Here is a 17551-nt window from a genome sequence, read left to right as displayed (position 1 = left end):
CCTCGTCGCCACCTTCCGCCCCGCCGTGGGTCCGCACGTTTTTACACAGCCTCGACCCGTTGCGGACCTTCACGCCATCTCACATCATTGGCGTTATGAAGATACTCGTACCCTTGTTTTCGATAGGGCTGCTTATGTCAGCGTGCTCGGATCAAAACCTTGCCGACGTGTTCGAGGGTAGCGGATCTGTCGATAGTTCCACGTTGACGGACCTCGTATCGCTGTCCGCTTCATCTAGTTGCCCGCGTCTCCTTGATGACCGCTCACCAACTGAGTTCGAGGCACCACAATTTTTGACGCGAAACGCTGACGGTCTGGTTGTTCGCGGCCTGAATCCTAGGTGCATCACTGAGCGTTTTGCTAGATCCGATCTCAAAGCCTGGTCTGAGAATGGGGATCCGGTAGCATCCTATGTCTTGGCTGTTGGCTCCGACGAACCGTTCGCCCGCTTGTGCAACAGGTTTGATGAAGTGGATGGCCTTCTCACGCGTTCCTATGAAGATGGAAAGGCGGATAAGAGACCAAATCTCACTTCGAGAGTGCCTGAAGCGTTCATCGCGCGGGGCATCCATAGAAAGAGCTGCGGCAGGGCAGATGCTGAGCAATTTTACATAGACTCACGCGCAGCAGGCCTCGACGCAGTAGAGTTCTTCGGGGGAGCTTGGTAGGCGAGCGCCGGTATGTCCGCTAACCACCCTCGGCTGACGTTCATCAGGTCAGCTTTCAGCATCCGGTTTTGGTGGTCAGCCCCGCTGCCGATGCCTGGGTCTCCGATCGGCCTGACGGCCGTTCGGGATGACGGGCAAGATTACGGGCGGACCGGCGCCGCCACAGGCGTCGCCGCCTTCTCGGCCTTATCGGGTTTGCGCGCGTCCCGCCTCGGCTTGTGACGCGACAGGATGGGCGCCAAGGCCTTGCGGTCGGCGGGGCTGAGCTGCCTCAGGGTCTCGACCGCCCCGGTCTCCAGCCGCGAGCGGCCGCGCGCCTCGGACGCCCGCGAGCGTTCCAGCAGGGCCGCGACCGCCACCGGATCAAAGCTCTCGGCCCCGGTCAGGGCGATGGCCTCGCGCCGCGCCGCCCGCGCCTCGTCAAAGTCGGGCCGCGCCTGCATGGCGGCGGCGCGCAACTGCGTCTTGACCTGATCGCGCACCGCCGGGTCCATCCGCTCGATGACGTCCCAGACCGGCTCTCTGCGGCCCGGCTTGTGCGCCTCGGCCACGCGGTGCTCGATCTTGTCGCGCGCCACCCAGACGGTGCCGACAGCCGCCGCCGCAAAGACGTTCAGGGCGACCGAAACGGCCAGGGCGATCTTCAAACTGCGCGACGTCATCCGCCCAGAACCTCCGTGTCGTCCGCACCGGCCAGACTGGCCTGGTACAGCACTGCATCCGCCTGAACGTCGGCGGTCAGGTGGCTGGTCAGATTGACCCCGAACACCACCCCGGCGCAGGCCGCCGCCGCCCATCCGGCGCCCGACAGCCAGGCCAGAGGCCCAGGACCGCGCCGACGCGCCCGCAGCCCCGCCCCCGCCGCGCTGGCGATCACCTGTTCTCGCAAGAGATGCGACGGCGCCGGTCGCGGCGCAGCGTCCAGCAGGGCGTCCAGCCCGTCGGCCTCGCGCAGCAGGACCGCCGCGCGCGGATCAAGATCCCGCAACCGCCGCGCCGCCTCGCGCTCGGCCTCGGGCCAGCGTCGCAGGTCGCCGCCATAGGCGTCGGTCAGATATTCAAACCGCTCGTACGTCATCGTCATGGTTCCAGCCCCCGCCTTACCCATTCGCCGCTCTCACTGCATCCGGTGCCATATCGGCCAGCGCCGTCCGCAACGCCCGCCGTCCACGCGACAGCAGGCTCTCCAGGGCCTCGACGCTGACGTTCATCAGCCCCGCCGCCTCGATGTTTCCCAGTTCCTGATAGTGACACAGGACGATGGCCTCGCGCTGCCGTTCCGGCAGCTTCGCCAGGGCCGCCTCGACCCGCGCGCCGGTCTCCTGCGCCAGCAGACCGCTGTCCGGCGCCGGCCCGTCGTCGGGTCGATCCGGCGGCGTATCCGTCGCGATCTCGCGCCGACGCCGCAGCCGATCGTAGCAGAGGTTCAGCCCCACCCGGTGCAGCCAGGTGTCGAACTTGGCCTGACCCGGCGCCCAGCGCGGCGCCTGTCTCCAGGCTCTCAGCATCGCCTCCTGGGCCACGTCCTCAGCCTCCGTCGCATCGCCCAGCATCCGCTGCGCCAGCATCAGCATGCGCGGCAGCTTCCTGGCGACCATGGCCTGGATCGCCGCGGGGTCGCCCTGACCCACGCGCCGCACCAGTTCCTCGTCGGGGTCGGCGGTCTTCGCCAATCCAGCCTCTTTCGCCGTTCACGAAACGGGCCGACGGTCGGACCGCCTTCCCCGACATCTTCCTTACTCCGAAGCGGGCGTCGAAGGCGACGCCGCCGGGGCCGCATGACGCCGCTCCTGACGCTTCTCGCGCATCTCGGCGCGACGCGCCTGCATCCCTGCGCGACGCTCTTCGCCGGTCAGCGAACCGTCGCGGTTGGCGTCCAGCCGGGCGAAGGCCTCGGTCGCCTTGCGCTCAGCCTCGGCGATGACGACGGGGAACCGGCCTTCGCCGTTGCGACCCATGCGCTGGGCTCCGCGCTGCATCCCGCCGCGATGACCGCGACCGGCGTGTTCAGCACGCGGGCCGCGCTCGCCGGGACCGGCCCGCTGGCCGTCGGCGCGCGGCGCCTCGAACTCGGCCCGGCTGATGGCGCCGTCCTTGTTCGCGTCCAGACGGTCGAACATGGCGGTGCGGCGCTCGGCCCGCTTGGCCTGACCGGCAGCGCGCATTTCCTCAGCCGTGACCGTGCCGTCGCGGTCGGCGTCGGCGGCGCGCAGACGCTCCACCCGGCGCTGGACGAAGTCAGCTTGCGACACCGGCTGAGCCATAGCGCGCGCAGGCCGCTGCGGGGTTGCGGTTTGCGCGACGGCCACGCCGCCGAAAACGGTCAGAATGGCGATGGCGGCGATCCCGCCAAGGGTCTTGTTCATCTCGATGGTCTCCGCGGGCCTCAGCCCGAAAACATCCCTGTCGAGAAGTAGAACGCCGGTCGGATCAGTTTCCGTCGCCGACAAAGATAGCCCTCCCCCTCGAGGGGGGAGGGTTGGGTGGGGGTGCAGCCATGCGATCAGCCGGTCATGCACTGGAGACGCCGACCCTCCAGCCGCCCGCGCCTAAAAGCACACCTTAGCGTCCACACCCCCATCCCCGGCCCCTCCCCCCTCGAGGGGGAAGGGAGCAGGAGAGCCGTGGCTCAGGCCTCTGCGCTCGGCAGCGCCGCCTCGAACGCCCGCCGGGCCCGCAGGCGCAGATCGATCAGCCGCGCCTTCAGCGTGTCAAAGTCCGCCACCCCCACCGTCGCCGCCAGCCGCTGCTGGAAGCCCGCCGGCTCCGCATCCGGGTCGCCCTTGTCCTCGAAGGCGCAGGCCATCAGCTGACCCAGTTGCTGATGCGTGCGCCAGCTGTCGGCCAGGATGGGATCGTCCTTCAGCGCCTCCAGCGTCGAGACGGTCAACGGCTCGCCCGCCGCCGCCGCGCACAGCTGGCGGTACTGGGCCACGAACTCGGCGTCCACCTGCGCCCCCGCCGACAGCTTCAGGTCCCAGAAGCCCTTGGGCCGCCGCTCGCGATCCATCAGATCGCGCATGGCCCGCACGTCACGCGCCACGTCCACCCCAGGCCTGGGCCGTCGTAGCGCCGCCTCCAGCGTCGCCTCGACCCGCGCGCCGAAGGCCTCGTCGCTGGCCCAGACCAGCCGCCCGCGCGTCAGGGCCATGAACTCCCAGGTCTCGGCCTCGGTGGCGTAGTAGTCGTCCAGCGCCTCCAGCCGCACCGACACCGGCCCCTTGGACCCGGTGGGCCGCAGCCGCATGTCCACCTCGTACAACCCGCCCTCGGCGGTGTGCGCCGACAGGGCGGCGATCAGCCTCTGGGTGAAGCGGCCGTAAAACAGGTCCGCGCTCCAGCCCTTGCCCGCCGAGACCGCCTCGGGCGCCGCCGCATAGACGGTCATCAGATCCAGATCCGACCCCGCCGTCATCTCGCGCGACCCGGCCTTGCCCAGGGCCACCACGGCGACCGCGCCCTCGAACGCCCCGCCCATCCGCTCGGCCTCGGTCAGGGCCGCCGGCGCCAGGCCCCTCATGCAGGCGTCGGCCAGGGAGGTGTTGGTCAGCCCGGCCTGCTCCGCCGTCGTCCGGCCAGTGATAACGTGCATGCCGATGCGGAAGGTCTGCTCGCGGTGCAGGCGGCGCACGGCGTTCATGGCCCCCTCGAAGTCGCCCGCCTCGTGCGCCTCGCGCACCACCTGATCGGCCAGACCCGTGTCCGTGCCCAGCGCCGTCAGGAACCGGGCGTCCAGAATGCCGTCCAGCGCCTGAGGCTGACGGCCCAGGGCGCGCGCCAGTCTAGGCGCGAAGGCCATGACCCCGACCACCAGATCGAACAGCTTGGGCTGGTTCAGGAACAGGGCCTGCACCTGCACCCCGGCGCTCAGACCGGAAAAGAAGACCGCGAACCGCCGAAACGCCGCATCCGGCGCCCCCGTCTTGGCCACCGCCGTCAGCAACTGCGGGGCCAGGCGTGTGAACAGCTCGCGCCCCCGCGCCGTCCGCGTCGCCGGAATGCGCCCGTGGTGCCAGCTGCGGATTGTGTCTGACACGGTCGCGGGCTCGGAAAAGCCCATCCGCTTCAGCGTCTCAAGCGTGCCCGGATCATTCTCGACCCCGGTGAAGACCAGACTGCCATAGGGGGACGACAGCTCTTCGCCGCCCTCGAACAATTCGCCATAGCGCTGATTGACGCCCATCAGCAGGCTTTCGACCCCGGCGTCGAACAGGCCCAGATCGCCCTCGCCCGCCAGCGCCGCCACGTCGGCCCGGCGCTCGGGATCGACCGGCAGCACATGGCTCTGCTCGTCGGCCAGCATCTGCACCCGGTGCTCCAGCCCGCGCAGCTCGACATAGGCGGCGGCCAGTTCGTCGCGCGCCTGGGGCGCCACATGGCCGCGCTCGGTCAGGGCGTCCAGCGCCTCCAGCGTCCGCGACGACCTCAGCCCCGGATCGCGTCCGCCCAGGATCAGCTGCTGGGTCTGGACATAGAATTCGATCTCGCGGATGCCGCCGCGCCCCAGCTTCAGATTGGCCCCCGCCGCGTCCAGCCCCTCGCCGGTCTTGTGGACGTGGATCTGTTTCTTGATCGACTGGATGTCGAGCACCGCCTGATAGTCCAGGCTGCGGCGCCAGACGAAGGGGACCAGAGCCTTCAGGAAGTCCGCGCCCTCGCCCATGTCCCCGGCGCAGACCCGCGCCTTGATGAAGGCCGCCCGCTCCCAGTTCTGTCCGACGGATTCGTAATAGGCCAGGGCCATGGGCGCCGCGACCACTGGCGGGGTCGAGGACGGATCGGGCCTCAGCCTCAGATCCACCCGGAAGACATAGCCGTCCGCCGTCCGCTCGCTCAGCAGGGTCGCCAGACCCTGGGCCAGGCGGTTGACGAAGCCCTGCGCCTCCACGCCCTCGCCCAGCGCGCCTTCCAAGACATCCGGCTCGAAGAAGAGCGACAGGTCGATGTCCGAGGAATAGTTCAGCTCGAACGCCCCGCCCTTGCCCATGGCCAGGACGAACAGGCCCGGCACAGGCCCGCGCGGATCATCCGCCGCCGAGGTCAGCTTGCCGCGTCGGCGTTGATCGTGGGCCAGACAGCGCAGCGCCGCCTGGGCCGTGGCGTCGGCGAACCGCGACAGCGCCCCTGTGACCGCATCCAGATCCCAGACCCCGCCGAGATCGGCCAGGGCCGTCAGCAGATGCAGTTCCGCCTTAAGCCAACGCAGCGGCGCCTTGGCCTCGTCCGCCGGTCCGTCGATCGCCTCGGTCGCGGCCAGGATTTCAGCCAGCCGCGTCTCCGGCGCCGTCTCCAGGATCTGCCTCAGCCGCTCCGGCCAGCGCCGCGCCAGCCCGCCCAGATAGGGCGAGGCCGCGAACACCGGCTCCAGCGCCCCCCAGGCCCCGTCCAGCGTCGCGCGCCAGCCTTTCGCCTCCGCCGCCTCGACCAGCCGCTCATGGATGCGGCCCGCCGCCTCCGCATGGCGCACCGGCCCGCACGGCTTCAGCCTCAGACCCAGAGCGTCACTCATCAGTTCGTCCCGCTCGCGGTTCCACTGGCAGGGGGCAGGATCAGGGCCACCCGCAGACCCGGCCCCTGCCCGCCATAGGCCCCCGGTCCTTCATCCAGCTGCACCCGCCCGCCGTGGGCCTCGGCCACCGCCGTCACCAGCGACAGACCCAGACCCGAGCCCGCCTCGGTGCGGCTGTTGTCCAGCCGAACGAAGCGTTGCAGCACGCGCTCGCGGTCCTCGTCCGGCACGCCCGGCCCGGTGTCGGTGACGGAAAACTCGATCTCGCCCGACGACCGCCGTCGCGCCCGGAACTTCACCGCCCCGCCCGACGGCGTGTATTTGATAGCGTTGTCGATGATGTTGGCCAGGGCCTGGGCCAGGAAGGGCTGATTGCCCTCGATCATCAGCCCCTTCTCGATCTCCGACGAGAACTCCAGCCCCTTGTCCTCGCCCGAGGGCTCGTACAGCTCGGCCATGTCCGTGGCCAGTTCGGCGGCGTCGAACACCTTGGGATCGGGCGCCCCGCCCGCTTGCAGCCGCGCGATGGCCAGAACCGTGTTGAAGGTCTTCAGCAACAGGTCCGCCTCGTCCAGCGCGATGCCAAGGGCGTCCACCCCCGACACCTTGCCGGCGTCGGCGTCCATCAGCGCCACCTCCAGCTTGGCCCGCATCCGCGTCAGCGGCGAGCGCAGGTCGTGGGCGATGGCGTCCCCCGCATGGCGGATCGAGGCCATCGAGGCCTCCAGCCGGTCCAGCATGGTGTTCAGCCCCTGACCCAGCTCGTCCAGTTCATCGCCCGAATGGGTGACGGGCGCCCGCACCTTCAGGTCGCCCTCCTGCACCGCCATGACCACGCGGTTGAGCCCGCTCATCGACTTTTCCACGCGGCGACTGATCACCAGACCGCCGCCGATGCCGAGGATCAGGACCATGATCATGGCCCCCCACAGGGCCTGGGTCAGGCGCGCCAGATAGGCCTCGATGTCGCCGATGTCCTCACCGACGAACAACTGCTCGCCGCCCGCCAGCGGCATCTCGACGCCGATGGCCTGACGCTTGCGGACCTTGCCGGCCTCGTCGGTGTCGGTCAGGCGGAAATCGTCCCAGCGCCCGCCCTGCACCGCCGCCCCCGGCTCCAGCGGCGAGGTCGAGATATTGCCGGTGATCGTCTTCCGATCCTTGTCCATCAGCAGATAGAGATAGGACCCGCCCCGCAGCGTCCGGTCGACTAGCGCCTGGTTCAGGGCGTCCACGCCCCGCGTCCGGTAAACCGCCGTCAGGGCCTCCACCTCGGCCCGCACCCCCGCCTCGGCTCGCGCCCGCGCCTCCGACGCCGAGGCGACATAGACGTAGGCCAGCACCGCGCTGGCCGTGGCCACGAACAGCGCCAGAAACAGCAGCGTCAGCCGAAACGGCGTCCGCCTGAAAAGCGAGGGCAGTTTCATATCAGGCGGGAGGCTGAAGGCTTACGCCTCCAGCCGATACCCCGCGCCGCGCACGGTTTGCAGCATGGCCCGGTCGAAACCCTTGTCGATCTTGGAGCGCAGGCGGCTGATGTGGACGTCGATGACGTTGGTCTGTGGGTCGAAGTGGTATTCCCACACCTTCTCCAGCAGCATGGTGCGCGTCACCGACTGGCCGGCGTGGCGCATCAGGAACTCCAGCAACTGGAACTCGCGCGGCTGAAGGTCGATCTCGGTCGCGCCGCGATGCACGGTGCGGGCGATCAGGTTCATCTCCAGGTCGCCGACCTTGAGCACGGTCTGCACCCCGCCCGTCTCGCGACGGCGCGCCAGGGCCTCGACCCGCGCGATCAGTTCGGCGAAGGCATAGGGCTTCACAAGGTAATCGTCGGCGCCGGCCTTCAGCCCCGTCACCCGGTCCTCGACCTCGCCGAGCGCCGACAGGAACAGGACCGGCGTCTGATCGCCGCCCTTGCGCACCGTCTCGACCATGCCGACGCCGTCCAGACGCGGCATCATGCGGTCCACGACATAGACGTCGTAGCCGCCCTTTTGCGACTCCAGCAAGCCGAAGGCGCCGTCCACCGCGTGCGTGACCTCGTGCCCGGCCTCGCTCAGGCCGCGCACCATCGCCGTCGCCGCTTCAGCGTCGTCCTCAACCACCAGAATACGCATGGACCCCTCCTGAATACAGATTCGGCGGCGATGTTAGCGCATCGCCGCCGATCCCGTGAGTTACGCCTTATTCAGACTTGGAAAGCTCCAACACGACCGAGGTGTTGCCGCTGGACGTGCGCACCAGCAGCAGCACACCGGGGCGTCCCGCCGACCGGGCCGCATCGACCGCCGCCTTGAGGTCCGCCGCCGAAGACACCACGCGGTTGTTGGCCCGCATGATGACCGTGCCTACCGGCATCTGCATCTGCCCGGCCTTGGAGCGCGGCTCCACCGCCGTCACCACCACGCCGTTGACGCCGTCCGGGATGGAGTAGCGCTGCCGCAGGGCCGGGGTGATCCCGGTCACGGTCATGCCTTCCACCGCCTGCCCGGCGGGGGCTGACGGCGTCGCCTGTTCGCCTTCGTCCTCGCCTGAACCTGCGCGCAGCTCGGCCTCGGACGGACGACGACCGGCGCGAACGTTCAGCGTCTGGCGGCGACCGTCGCGCAGCACTTCCAGCCGCAGGGCGTCGCCGACCTTGGCGCGGGCCACGCGGCGCGTCAGCTCGGTCGAGCTGTCGATGGCTTCGCCATTCACGCTGACCACGATGTCCTCGACCTTCATCCCGGCCTTGTCGGCGGGGCCGTCAGCCGTGACGTCGCCGACATAGGCGCCCTTGGTGTTCTCGGGCAGGCCCAGGGCCGCCGCCGCCTCGCTGGACAGGGTGACGATCTGCACGCCCAGATAGCCGCGCTCGACGGTCTCGCCGCGCATCAGCTTGTCGGTCACGCTCTTGGCGGTCGAGGCCGGAATGGCGAAGCCGATGCCGACCGAGCCGCCCGTCGGCGAGAAGATCGCCGTATTGACCCCGATCACCCGACCATAGATGTCGAAGGTCGGCCCGCCCGAGTTGCCCCGGTTGATGGCCGCGTCGATCTGCAGATATTCGTTGTAGCCCGCCGGATCGATGTCGCGCGACATGGCCGAGACGATGCCCGCCGTGGCCGTGCCGCCCAGGCCGAAGGGGTTGCCCACGGCGATGACCCAGTCGCCAACGCGCGGCGCAGCGGACTCTTCAAAACTGACGAACGGGAAGGCGTCGCCTTCGACCTTGATGACCGCCAGGTCCGTGCCTTCGTCGCGACCGATCAGACGCGCCTTCAGCTCGCGCCCGTCGCTGAACTTGACGTTGATCTCCTCGGCGTTCTCGACGACGTGGTTGTTGGTGACGATGAAACCGTCGGCCGAGATCAGGAAGCCTGAACCGGCGCCCAGAGCCGTGGTCGAATCGTCTTCGTTCTCGCCCGACCCCCCGCCGCGCGGCGCGCCGGGAATGGGCACGGCGCCGAAGCCGGGGATCTGCAACATGCCGGTGGGCCGCTGCACCCGCGTCTTGACGTCGATCTGCACCACGGCGGGCGCGACCTGCTGGAAGATGTCGGCGAAGCTGAGCGGCGCGCCCTGCGGCGGCGCAAAGGCCAGACCGGCGGCCCCGGCCGAGGGAACCAGCCGTCCCGCCTGCGCCGCTGCGGGCGCCGCATGGGCGCCCGGCCACGTAATGACCCCGCCCGCCGTCGCGACAGCAGCGAAGGACAGGCCGACGGCCGCCCCTAGAATGAACTCCTTGCGTTTCAGCATCGTCGTCCTTGCAGTCCTGAAATCTGGAGCTCCAAAAGCTCCGTTCGCCCATGGATATAGGGGGTTGCAGCCTAAGCCAATGCACGCCCTCGCGATGGTTGTCCCTGATCCGCGTTCGCCGTGAGGCGCGCGTGCGTCAGGATCGCGGCGAAACGCTTTCGCTTTGGACAGAAACAAAGGCCCTCCCCCTCGAGGGGGGAGGGTTGGGAGGGGGTGCAAGCATGCCCTTTCAGGGCTAGGCGCGGGTGGCGCGACAGCTGCGGCCGACTATCCGCGCTCGGCCTCGTCAGACTCGGCGGTGAGTTCCGCCAACGCCCGTTCCTCGTCCGCCGTCAGAGGCTGCACCTCGACCCGCCGCCGCCGCGCCCGCCACACGAACACCGCCCCCGCCCCCAGCACCAGGGCGAACGGCCCGAACCACAGCAGCCAGGTCCCGGCCCGCACCGGCGGCTGGAACAGGACATAGTCGCCGTAACGCCGCACCAGATCCTGACGCACCGCCTGATCGCTCTTGCCCGCCGCGATCTCCTCGCGCACCAGACGGCGCATGTCGGCGGCGATGCCCGCCGGGCTGTCGGCGATGGATTCGTGCTGGCAGACGACGCAGCGGATGTCGCCGAACAGGGCCCGCGCCCGCGCCTCCTGCGCCGCGTCCGGCAGAGGCCGATCCGGCGCCGGTGGCGGCTCCGCCATCGCCGCGCCCGCCGCGAGAGCCAGCGCCCCCGCCAACGCCGCCAGCCGCCTCACGCCTTGACCTCCATCTTGCGACGCGAACCCGCCCCGACCCGCAGCCGCCGATCCATCAGGGACAGCACCCCGCCCAGGGCCATGATCGCCGGGCCGAGGAAGATCAGCCGCGCCCACGGATTGTAATAGACCCGGACCGTCCAGGCCTGCTGGCCGTCGTCCGCGCGCGCCCGCTCGCCCATGACCACATAGACGTCGTCCAGCCCGCGGAAGTCGAGCCCCACCTCGGTCGTCGTCTGCCCGCCCGCCGGGAAGAAGCGGCGCTCGGCGGTGACGACGCGCTCGACCGCACGCCCCTCGACCGGCATGACCGTCAGCCGCCCCTGCTCGGCCAGATAGTTCGGCCCCTCGATCACCTCGACCGCGTCAAGTCTCACCCGCCACGGCCCCGACGAGACCACGCCGCCCAGGGGCACGGCCGCCGCCGCCTCGGCCTTGAAGCTGGTCTCGACCACAGCCCCCAGGATGAAGACGCCCAGACCCGCGTGGGCCAGGGCCATGCCCCAGGCCCCCAGCGGCAGACCCTTGCCCCGGCGCAAGGTCTCAGCCAGCGGCGCCCGGAAGGCCTTGGTGCGCACGCCGACCTCGGCCAGCGCCCCCAGGATCAGCCAGGCCCCGACGCCCAGACCCGCCGCCGCCAGCGCCTTCCTCGGCTCGAACAGCAGGAAGGCCGCGAACGCCGCCACGACCGCCAGACCCGCCGCCAGCCACAGCCGCTGCAAGGCCCCCTTCAGGTCGCCGCGCTTCCACGCCAGCAGAGGCCCGGCGGGCAGGATCAGGCAGGCCACCAGCAGCAGGGGCACGAAGGTCGCGGCGAAATAGGGCGGCCCCACCGAAATGGTCGCGCCCGAAATCCCCTCGAGGATCAGCGGATACAGCGTCCCCAGCAGCACCGTCGCCGCCGCCGCCGTCAGGAAGAGGTTGTTCAGCACCAGCGCGCCTTCGCGGCTGATCGGCGCAAAGGCCGCGCCCGACCGGATCGCCGGCGCCCGGAACGCAAATAGGATGAAGGCCGCGCCCGCCGCCACGCCCAGGATGGCCAGCAGCATCATGCCCCGCTCGGGATCGACGGCGAAGGCGTGGACGCTGGTCAGGACGCCCGAGCGCACCAGAAACGCCCCCAGCATGGAGAAGGTGAAGGCCAGAATAGCGAGGAAGACCGTCCATCCCGCCAGCGCCCCGCGCCGCTCGGTGACGATGGCCGAGTGCAGCAGGGCCGCCCCCGCCAGCCACGGCATGAAGCTGGCGTTCTCGACCGGGTCCCAGAACCACCAGCCGCCCCACCCCAGCTCGTAATAGGCCCAGAAGGACCCCAGCAGGATGCCGACCGTCAGAAAGGCCCAGGACGCCAGCGCCCACGGCCGCACCCAGCGGCCCCAGGCCGGATCGACCCGCTTCTCGATCAGGGCGGCGACCGCCAGCGAGAAACAGACCGAAAACCCGACATAGCCCGCGTAGAGCAGCGGCGGATGGAAGGCGAGCGCCGGGTCCTGCAACAGGGGGTTCAGCGACGCCCCCTGCACCGGGGCCGGGTCCAGCCGGGCGAACGGGTTCGACGTAAAGACGGCGAAGGCCAGGAACATGGTCGACAGCGCGCCCTGCACCGCCACGCTCGACGTCTTCAGCCCGAACGGCAGGCCGCGCGCCTGCGCCAGCGCCCCGCCGAAGCCGGTCATGACCAGACACCACAGCACCAGCGAGCCTTCATGGCTGCCCCAGGCGGCGGCCACCTTGTAGAGCATCGGCTTGTCGGTGTGGCTGTTCAGGGCCACGTTCGACACCGAGAAGTCCGACACCGCAAAGGCGTAGATCAGGGCCGCAAACGCCAGGGCCGTCGCCGCTGCCGAGGCGATCAGCGCCCCGCCCCCGGCCCCCGCCAGCACCGGGCTCAGCCTCAGCCGCCCCGCCGTCGCCAGCGCCGTCGTCAACCCCGCCAAGACCAGGGCCAGGATCAGCGCAAACGCCCCCAGTTCGACGATCACAGGCTGCGGCTCGCTTGGCTCGGGGGCGCTTCGCCCGTCTCAGGCCGCCACTCGCCCTTTTCCTTCAGCCGGTCGGCGACTTCGCGCGGCATATAGGTCTCGTCGTGCTTGGCCAGCACCTGACTGGCTTCAAACACGCGGTCGGGGCGGAAGGCGCCCTGGGCTACGATGCCCTGCCCCTCGCGGAACAGGTCGGGCAGGTCGCCGTGATAGCTGACCTTGGCGGTCCCGGCGTTGTCGGTGACGACGAAGGCCACCGTCCCGTCCGCGCCCTTGACCACGCTGCCGGCCTCGACCAGCCCGCCCAGACGGATCACCCGCCCCGCCGGCGCCGCTTCCTCGGTCACTTCGGACGGCGAGAAGAAGTAGGTGACATTGTCCTTCATGGCCCACAGCGACAGGCCGACCGCCAGGGCCAGCACCGGCGCCGCCGCGGCCACGATCCACAGACGCCGCCGCGCCTTGGGCGATTTGGGAAGCCAGCTCATGTCAGGACATCACAGAAGGGTTGCAGCGCAGGCTCATCCGGCCCCGCCCAATCGTTGTTGCAGTTCCGCCCGGCGCGGATCGTGCGGCTCCAGCGCCGCGATCAGCGGCCCCCAGGCCGCCGCCGCCCCGGCCTTGTCGCCGCGCTTCAGCGCCGCCTCGCCCAGGAAATAGCGCGCGCCCAGCTGATCCGGGTCGCGCTTCAAGGCCTCGACGAAGGCTGCCTCGGCGTCGCCGCCGACCGCGCCCTCGTTGGCCCGCACCAGGCTCTCGCCCAGCCGCGCCCAGCTCTGGGCGTCGTCCGGCTTGATCGCCAGCGCCCGACGGAAGGCCGAGGCCGCGCCGATGGGGTCGCCCGCCTCGAAGCGCGCCGCGCCCAGCATGACCAGGGCCTGATGATCGTCGGGCCGATCCTTGACGATGCGGCCAATGACCGCCGCCGCCTGCGCCGGCTCCAGCGTCTCGGGCGAAGAGGCCCAGTCCCGCACCCGCGTCTCATAGGCCTGATCCGCCATGCCCGGCGCGCCGATCCCCAGATAGAGCGCCAGCGACGCCGCCGCCGTCAGCCCGATCCCGGCCAGCACCCAGACCCGGTCCTTCGATCCCGCGACCGGCGCCCGCGCATCGCGACGCGCGGCCAGCAGCCGCCGTCCCGCCTCGGCCCGCGCGGCGGTCCAGCCCGCCTCGTCCAGCAGGCCGCGTGTCTTCAGCCGGTCCAGCTCAGCCAGTTCGCGCGCGCCGGCCTCGCGGTCGACCACAGCCTCGGTATCCGCCCCGCGCCGCGCGCCGGCCAACACCAGAAGCCCGGCCATCGCCGCCGCCAGTCCCGTCATGATCCAGAAGATCGTCATGCCCTGCGCTCTAGCGGATCAGGCGCGCCGACGCGAGGCTCCCGAGGTCGCAGCCTCGACCGCGACGCTGGGCGGCGCCCCGGCCACCGTCAGCCGCCGCCGCACCGTCCGCTGCGCCTCGCGCGCGCCGATCTGACCCAGCAGTTCGGCGGTCAGGGCGATACGCTTGCGCGCCACAGCCTCGTCCGCCGCCTCGCCGTCGTTCAGCCGCTCGATGGCCTCGTCGGCCCAGGTCGCCAGCCGCCCGGTCAGGCCTTCCGCCGTCTGGCGTCGTTCCGCCTCGCAGCCGAACACCGCCGCCGGACCGCGCACCAGGCCGATCACCGCCAGTAGGGCCTTGGCCCGCGCCGCAGCCGCCACATCGACCGGCTGATCCAGCCTTGGCGACGGCCGGGTCATTCGACCGACCAGGGCCGTGCGCTCGACCGGCAGGACGGCGACCGCCGCCCGCTCCGCCGCGGTGAACAGTTCCGACAGCCGCAGCGCGATCTTCAGCCGCGCCTGCCGCACCGCCTTGCCCCAGGCGCTGTCGCTACGCAGCGGCAGGCTGACGTCGATCTCCGACAGGGTCTCGGCGCACCAGTCCAGATCGGCCTTCAGCGTCGCCGGGTCCGCGCCCTCGGCGGTCGGGTCAAAGGCCGTGGCCTGGGCCGCCCGGTGGGCCAGCGCCGTCACCACCCGGTCGATGAAGACCGCCAGCTCGCTCTCGCCCAAAAAGGTCTCGCGCCCCGCCACCGGCGTGGCGTGGGCCACGACCCGCAGCATCATCCGCGCGTCCGACAGATGGGCGAACAATATCTCCATCAGCCGCTCCGCCCCGTCCGGCGCGATGCTCGCCGCCTGCCGCAGGGCCAGCTTCAGCTCCGCCGTCGCCGCCGATCCGGGCCGGCCCATCCAGGCCTCCAGATGGTCCAGACAGCGCCGCGTCAGCCCGGCCAGATCGAAACAGGCGGCCAGTTCCGCGACTTGATCCGCCGTCGCCTCGGGCCACAGGCCCTCGCCCTGATCCCGCACCGCCGAGGCCGCGCTCAGGCACAGCCGGTCCGCGACCATGCGCGACAGCTCGTCGTCGCGATCCAGTTGCGGCAGCAGTTCAGGTTCATTGCGCGTGGCCAGCCGCCACAGCCGCGCCGGAACGCCGCTCGGAAAGCTCAGCCCCTCCAGCCCGTCGGCGCGCGGCCGGAACAGCGGCGACAGCGGCGCAAAGGCCGCGTCGCGCCGACGCCGATCCAGCCCCTCCGCCTCGACCATGTCGCGCAGCGCCCACGCCCGATCCCCCGTCATCGCCGCCGCCAGCGCTTCCAGCTGGGACAGCAGATGATCCGGGCAAGCGGCGATCAGCTGGGCCAGAGCAGCCCTTTGCGCGACCGACAGGTCCGCCATCCACACTCCTCCGGCCAAACCGAATCCCGGCCACGGGACCAAGGGTGCGCCCTTCGGGTTAACAGGGGATTTTGCCGCGCCGCGAAGACGTTCAGACGTCCATTCGCTCGACCAGAGGACGCGCCTTCAGGGACTGGACGGCCCGCTTGATCGCGTCGAACACGGGCCCCGCCTCCTGCTCCATCTCGTCATAGGCGCGCTCGAACGCGCCATCCAGACTGTCCAGCAGGGCCAGCTGTTCGCGTCCCTTGTCCGTGATCGCGATCAAGCTCACCCGCTGATCCTCGGGATCGGGCTGGCGCGTGACCAGTTCCAGCTTCACCAGCTTGGGGATCTTCTGCTGGATCAGCTGATGCGAGCGATCCAGCGCCCGCCCGAGATCGGCGACCGAGACCGGGCCCAAGGTCGCGATCGCCATCATCAGGGACGACGACTTGACCGGAATGACCAGACCGGCGCGCTTGAACACCTCGGCCGACTGCTGCTCGATCAGTTCGCTCAGCTGCTCGCTGAGACGGCCCAGATAGGTGCGGTTCAACTCGATCATTCGTCTGACGCCTCCTCAATCCAGGCGACGATAGCTTGTCGTCTCGCCAGACTTCTCCAGGCGCTCCAGTCCGGCGACGGCGCCGCGGACCCGCACCAGCCGGAAGCGGTAGTCATCCGTTCCCTGAACCGCAAACAGATCCTTGCCTATCGGATCGAGCGCCAGGACGAAGCGGTCCCGCCAGTGATAAGCTAGACCGCCCCGCGTGCGAACCAGCGTCCGCCCCTCATAGGCCCCGGCCGCCGCGTCCATATCCGCCGTGCTCGGCGCCTGACCCGCCAGCGCCAGCTCGACCGGAACCAGCGCCCATCTGGCGTCCGCGTCGCCGGCCTCCGCCCGGCTCTGCAGCAGGAATTTCTGCGCGACCAGCAGCGCGTCCGAGGCCGGGACCGCCAGATCGGGAGTCACGCCGACGCCCTCAAAGTCCTGCCCCTTGATCGGATCGCGGATCTGGCCGAACGGGACCTGCAACATGAAGCGGTCGTCGACCGGCACGCGGGTCACAGGATGCGCCCCGCCGGCGGTCTGCTCCCCGATCACGGTCGCCCGCCCCAGACGCTGCAACGAAAACGCCATCCACTCGGCGGCGGAAAACGACGTCGATCCGGTCAGAACCACGACGGGAATATCTCCCGAACGCCGCCCAGGCACGGCGGGCAGGCTCCACTGGCTTCGCGCCAACTGCACGCCCTTTTCATTGTAGTTGTAGTCGAAGAAGGCCTGATCCTTGCCCGCCGGATAGAGGTAGCTCATCAGGAACTGCGCCATCTCCAGCACCCCGCCGTTGTTGTGGCGCAGGTCGAAGATCAGCCCCTTGGCGCCTTCAGCGAACCGCATGGCCGCCGCCGCCGTCTCCTGGGCGTATTGCGGATCGGCGAAGAAGTCGAAGCGAACATAGGCCAGGTCGCCGTCCAGCCGACGCGCGTCACGAAAACCGAAATTGGCCCCGCGCTCCCGGTCACGCTGCGCCTGAGTGCTGGTCTCGCCGCCCGCCTTCGCCTGGCGGTCAGCGGCGACCTCCTCGGGATCAAAGACCACCGAGAAATGCAGGTCCTCGCTCGCCTTGACCATCCCTTGCGACAGGGTCTCTGCAAACGCCCCGGCCTCGACCGGCCCAGCCTCCACCCGTCGCTCCAGCTCAGCCGATATGGCGGGGATGCGGTCAGGAAAGACGTAGTTCTGCTTCAGCGCCGTATCGAGGCGCGCCACCAACTCCCGCTGCGCCCCCCGATCCAGCGTCTGCGCCCCAACCGGCGCCGACCCCATACCGAAGACCGCCAGCAGCGAAAGGAAAGCGCGAGTCTTCATCATCGACCCCATCATGAAATATATTGCGCAATATGTTGTATAAATCGACGATGTCAAATCCCCTTCGCCCGACCGAATAGCCCGTGCTGGGCGAGCGGAGACGGCGAGCCGCAGCGCTTCAAACCGAACTGAAGAAGGCCAGGACGGCGCCCTGAACCCTCAGCATGTAAACGCAACACCAGAGCGAGGCGCCATGCCCGGTCCGCTCGAACTGGCGTATGATTTTGGCCGCCGTCCTAATGTCCGCTGTCGGCGCCGAAGCCCAATCCCGCAATCGATCGAGGCTGTGTAAAAACGTGCGGACCCACGGCGGGGCGGAAGGTGGCGAC

General features: G+C 69.9%; 15 protein-coding genes. All 15 read right to left on the bottom strand.

What is annotated here, in order from left to right; genetic code table 11:
- Nucleotides 1-808: 808 nt before the first annotated feature.
- The 15 genes from DXK21_RS15110 to DXK21_RS15040 all read right to left on the bottom strand — a co-directional run bounded on the left by DXK21_RS15110 (nt 809) and on the right by DXK21_RS15040 (nt 17222).
- Entirely contained in the window at nt 809-1330 is a 522-nt protein-coding gene (locus DXK21_RS15110; RefSeq protein ID WP_114818602.1) for a periplasmic heavy metal sensor, read from the bottom strand.
- On the bottom strand, nt 1327-1752 hold the full coding sequence (locus DXK21_RS15105; RefSeq protein ID WP_245945245.1) for a hypothetical protein: 426 nt from the start codon (nt 1750-1752) through the stop codon (nt 1327-1329). The genes DXK21_RS15110 and DXK21_RS15105 overlap by 4 nt, the downstream gene beginning before the upstream one ends.
- A 16-nt stretch (nt 1753-1768) precedes the next feature.
- Nucleotides 1769-2341, bottom strand: a complete 573-nt coding sequence (locus DXK21_RS15100; protein ID WP_114818601.1) for an RNA polymerase sigma factor — start codon at nt 2339-2341, stop codon at nt 1769-1771.
- A gap of 63 nt (nt 2342-2404) precedes the next feature.
- On the bottom strand, nt 2405-3034 hold the full coding sequence (locus DXK21_RS15095) for an EF-hand domain-containing protein (protein WP_114818600.1): 630 nt from the start codon (nt 3032-3034) through the stop codon (nt 2405-2407).
- 263 nt (nt 3035-3297) lie between these two features.
- Nucleotides 3298-6177 (bottom strand): bifunctional [glutamine synthetase] adenylyltransferase/[glutamine synthetase]-adenylyl-L-tyrosine phosphorylase, encoded by a 2880-nt coding sequence (locus DXK21_RS15090; protein ID WP_114818599.1) that lies wholly within the window; start codon nt 6175-6177, stop codon nt 3298-3300.
- Nucleotides 6177-7604, bottom strand: a complete 1428-nt coding sequence (locus DXK21_RS15085) for a sensor histidine kinase (protein ID WP_114818598.1) — start codon at nt 7602-7604, stop codon at nt 6177-6179. Before DXK21_RS15085 ends, DXK21_RS15090 begins: the two co-directional genes overlap by 1 nt.
- A 21-nt stretch (nt 7605-7625) precedes the next feature.
- Nucleotides 7626-8297 (bottom strand): response regulator transcription factor, encoded by a 672-nt coding sequence (locus DXK21_RS15080; protein ID WP_114818597.1) that lies wholly within the window; start codon nt 8295-8297, stop codon nt 7626-7628.
- A gap of 67 nt (nt 8298-8364) precedes the next feature.
- On the bottom strand, nt 8365-9918 hold the full coding sequence (locus tag DXK21_RS15075; RefSeq protein ID WP_114818596.1) for a Do family serine endopeptidase: 1554 nt from the start codon (nt 9916-9918) through the stop codon (nt 8365-8367).
- A 267-nt stretch (nt 9919-10185) separates the two neighbouring features.
- Complete coding sequence (locus DXK21_RS15070) at nt 10186-10665, bottom strand: cytochrome c-type biogenesis protein (protein WP_245945244.1); 480 nt, start codon at nt 10663-10665, stop codon at nt 10186-10188.
- A complete protein-coding gene (locus tag DXK21_RS15065; protein WP_114818595.1) occupies nt 10662-12647 on the bottom strand; it encodes a heme lyase CcmF/NrfE family subunit in 1986 nt (661 codons plus the stop codon). The genes DXK21_RS15070 and DXK21_RS15065 overlap by 4 nt, the downstream gene beginning before the upstream one ends.
- Entirely contained in the window at nt 12644-13135 is a 492-nt protein-coding gene (ccmE, locus tag DXK21_RS15060; RefSeq protein ID WP_114818594.1) for a cytochrome c maturation protein CcmE, read from the bottom strand. The genes DXK21_RS15065 and ccmE overlap by 4 nt, the downstream gene beginning before the upstream one ends.
- 33 nt (nt 13136-13168) lie before the next feature.
- Nucleotides 13169-13984 (bottom strand): c-type cytochrome biogenesis protein CcmI, encoded by an 816-nt coding sequence (ccmI, locus tag DXK21_RS15055; protein ID WP_114818593.1) that lies wholly within the window; start codon nt 13982-13984, stop codon nt 13169-13171.
- Nucleotides 13985-14002: 18 nt separating this feature from the next.
- A complete protein-coding gene (locus DXK21_RS15050; protein ID WP_114818592.1) occupies nt 14003-15367 on the bottom strand; it encodes a hypothetical protein in 1365 nt (454 codons plus the stop codon).
- A 91-nt stretch (nt 15368-15458) separates the two neighbouring features.
- Complete coding sequence (locus tag DXK21_RS15045; protein WP_114818591.1) at nt 15459-15914, bottom strand: MarR family winged helix-turn-helix transcriptional regulator; 456 nt, start codon at nt 15912-15914, stop codon at nt 15459-15461.
- 15 nt (nt 15915-15929) lie between these two features.
- Nucleotides 15930-17222 carry a S41 family peptidase gene (locus DXK21_RS15040; protein ID WP_114818603.1) on the bottom strand — a complete coding sequence of 431 codons (1293 nt, stop codon included), beginning with the start codon at nt 17220-17222 and terminating at the stop codon, nt 15930-15932.
- Nucleotides 17223-17551: the final 329 nt, after the last annotated feature.

It is taken from the genome of Brevundimonas bullata (genome assembly GCF_003350205.1).
In the GTDB taxonomy this organism is placed as follows: Bacteria; Pseudomonadota; Alphaproteobacteria; order Caulobacterales; family Caulobacteraceae; genus Brevundimonas; species Brevundimonas bullata.
Note: the sequence above shows the minus strand (reverse complement) of the source record. Positions and strands in the feature narration are given on the sequence as shown.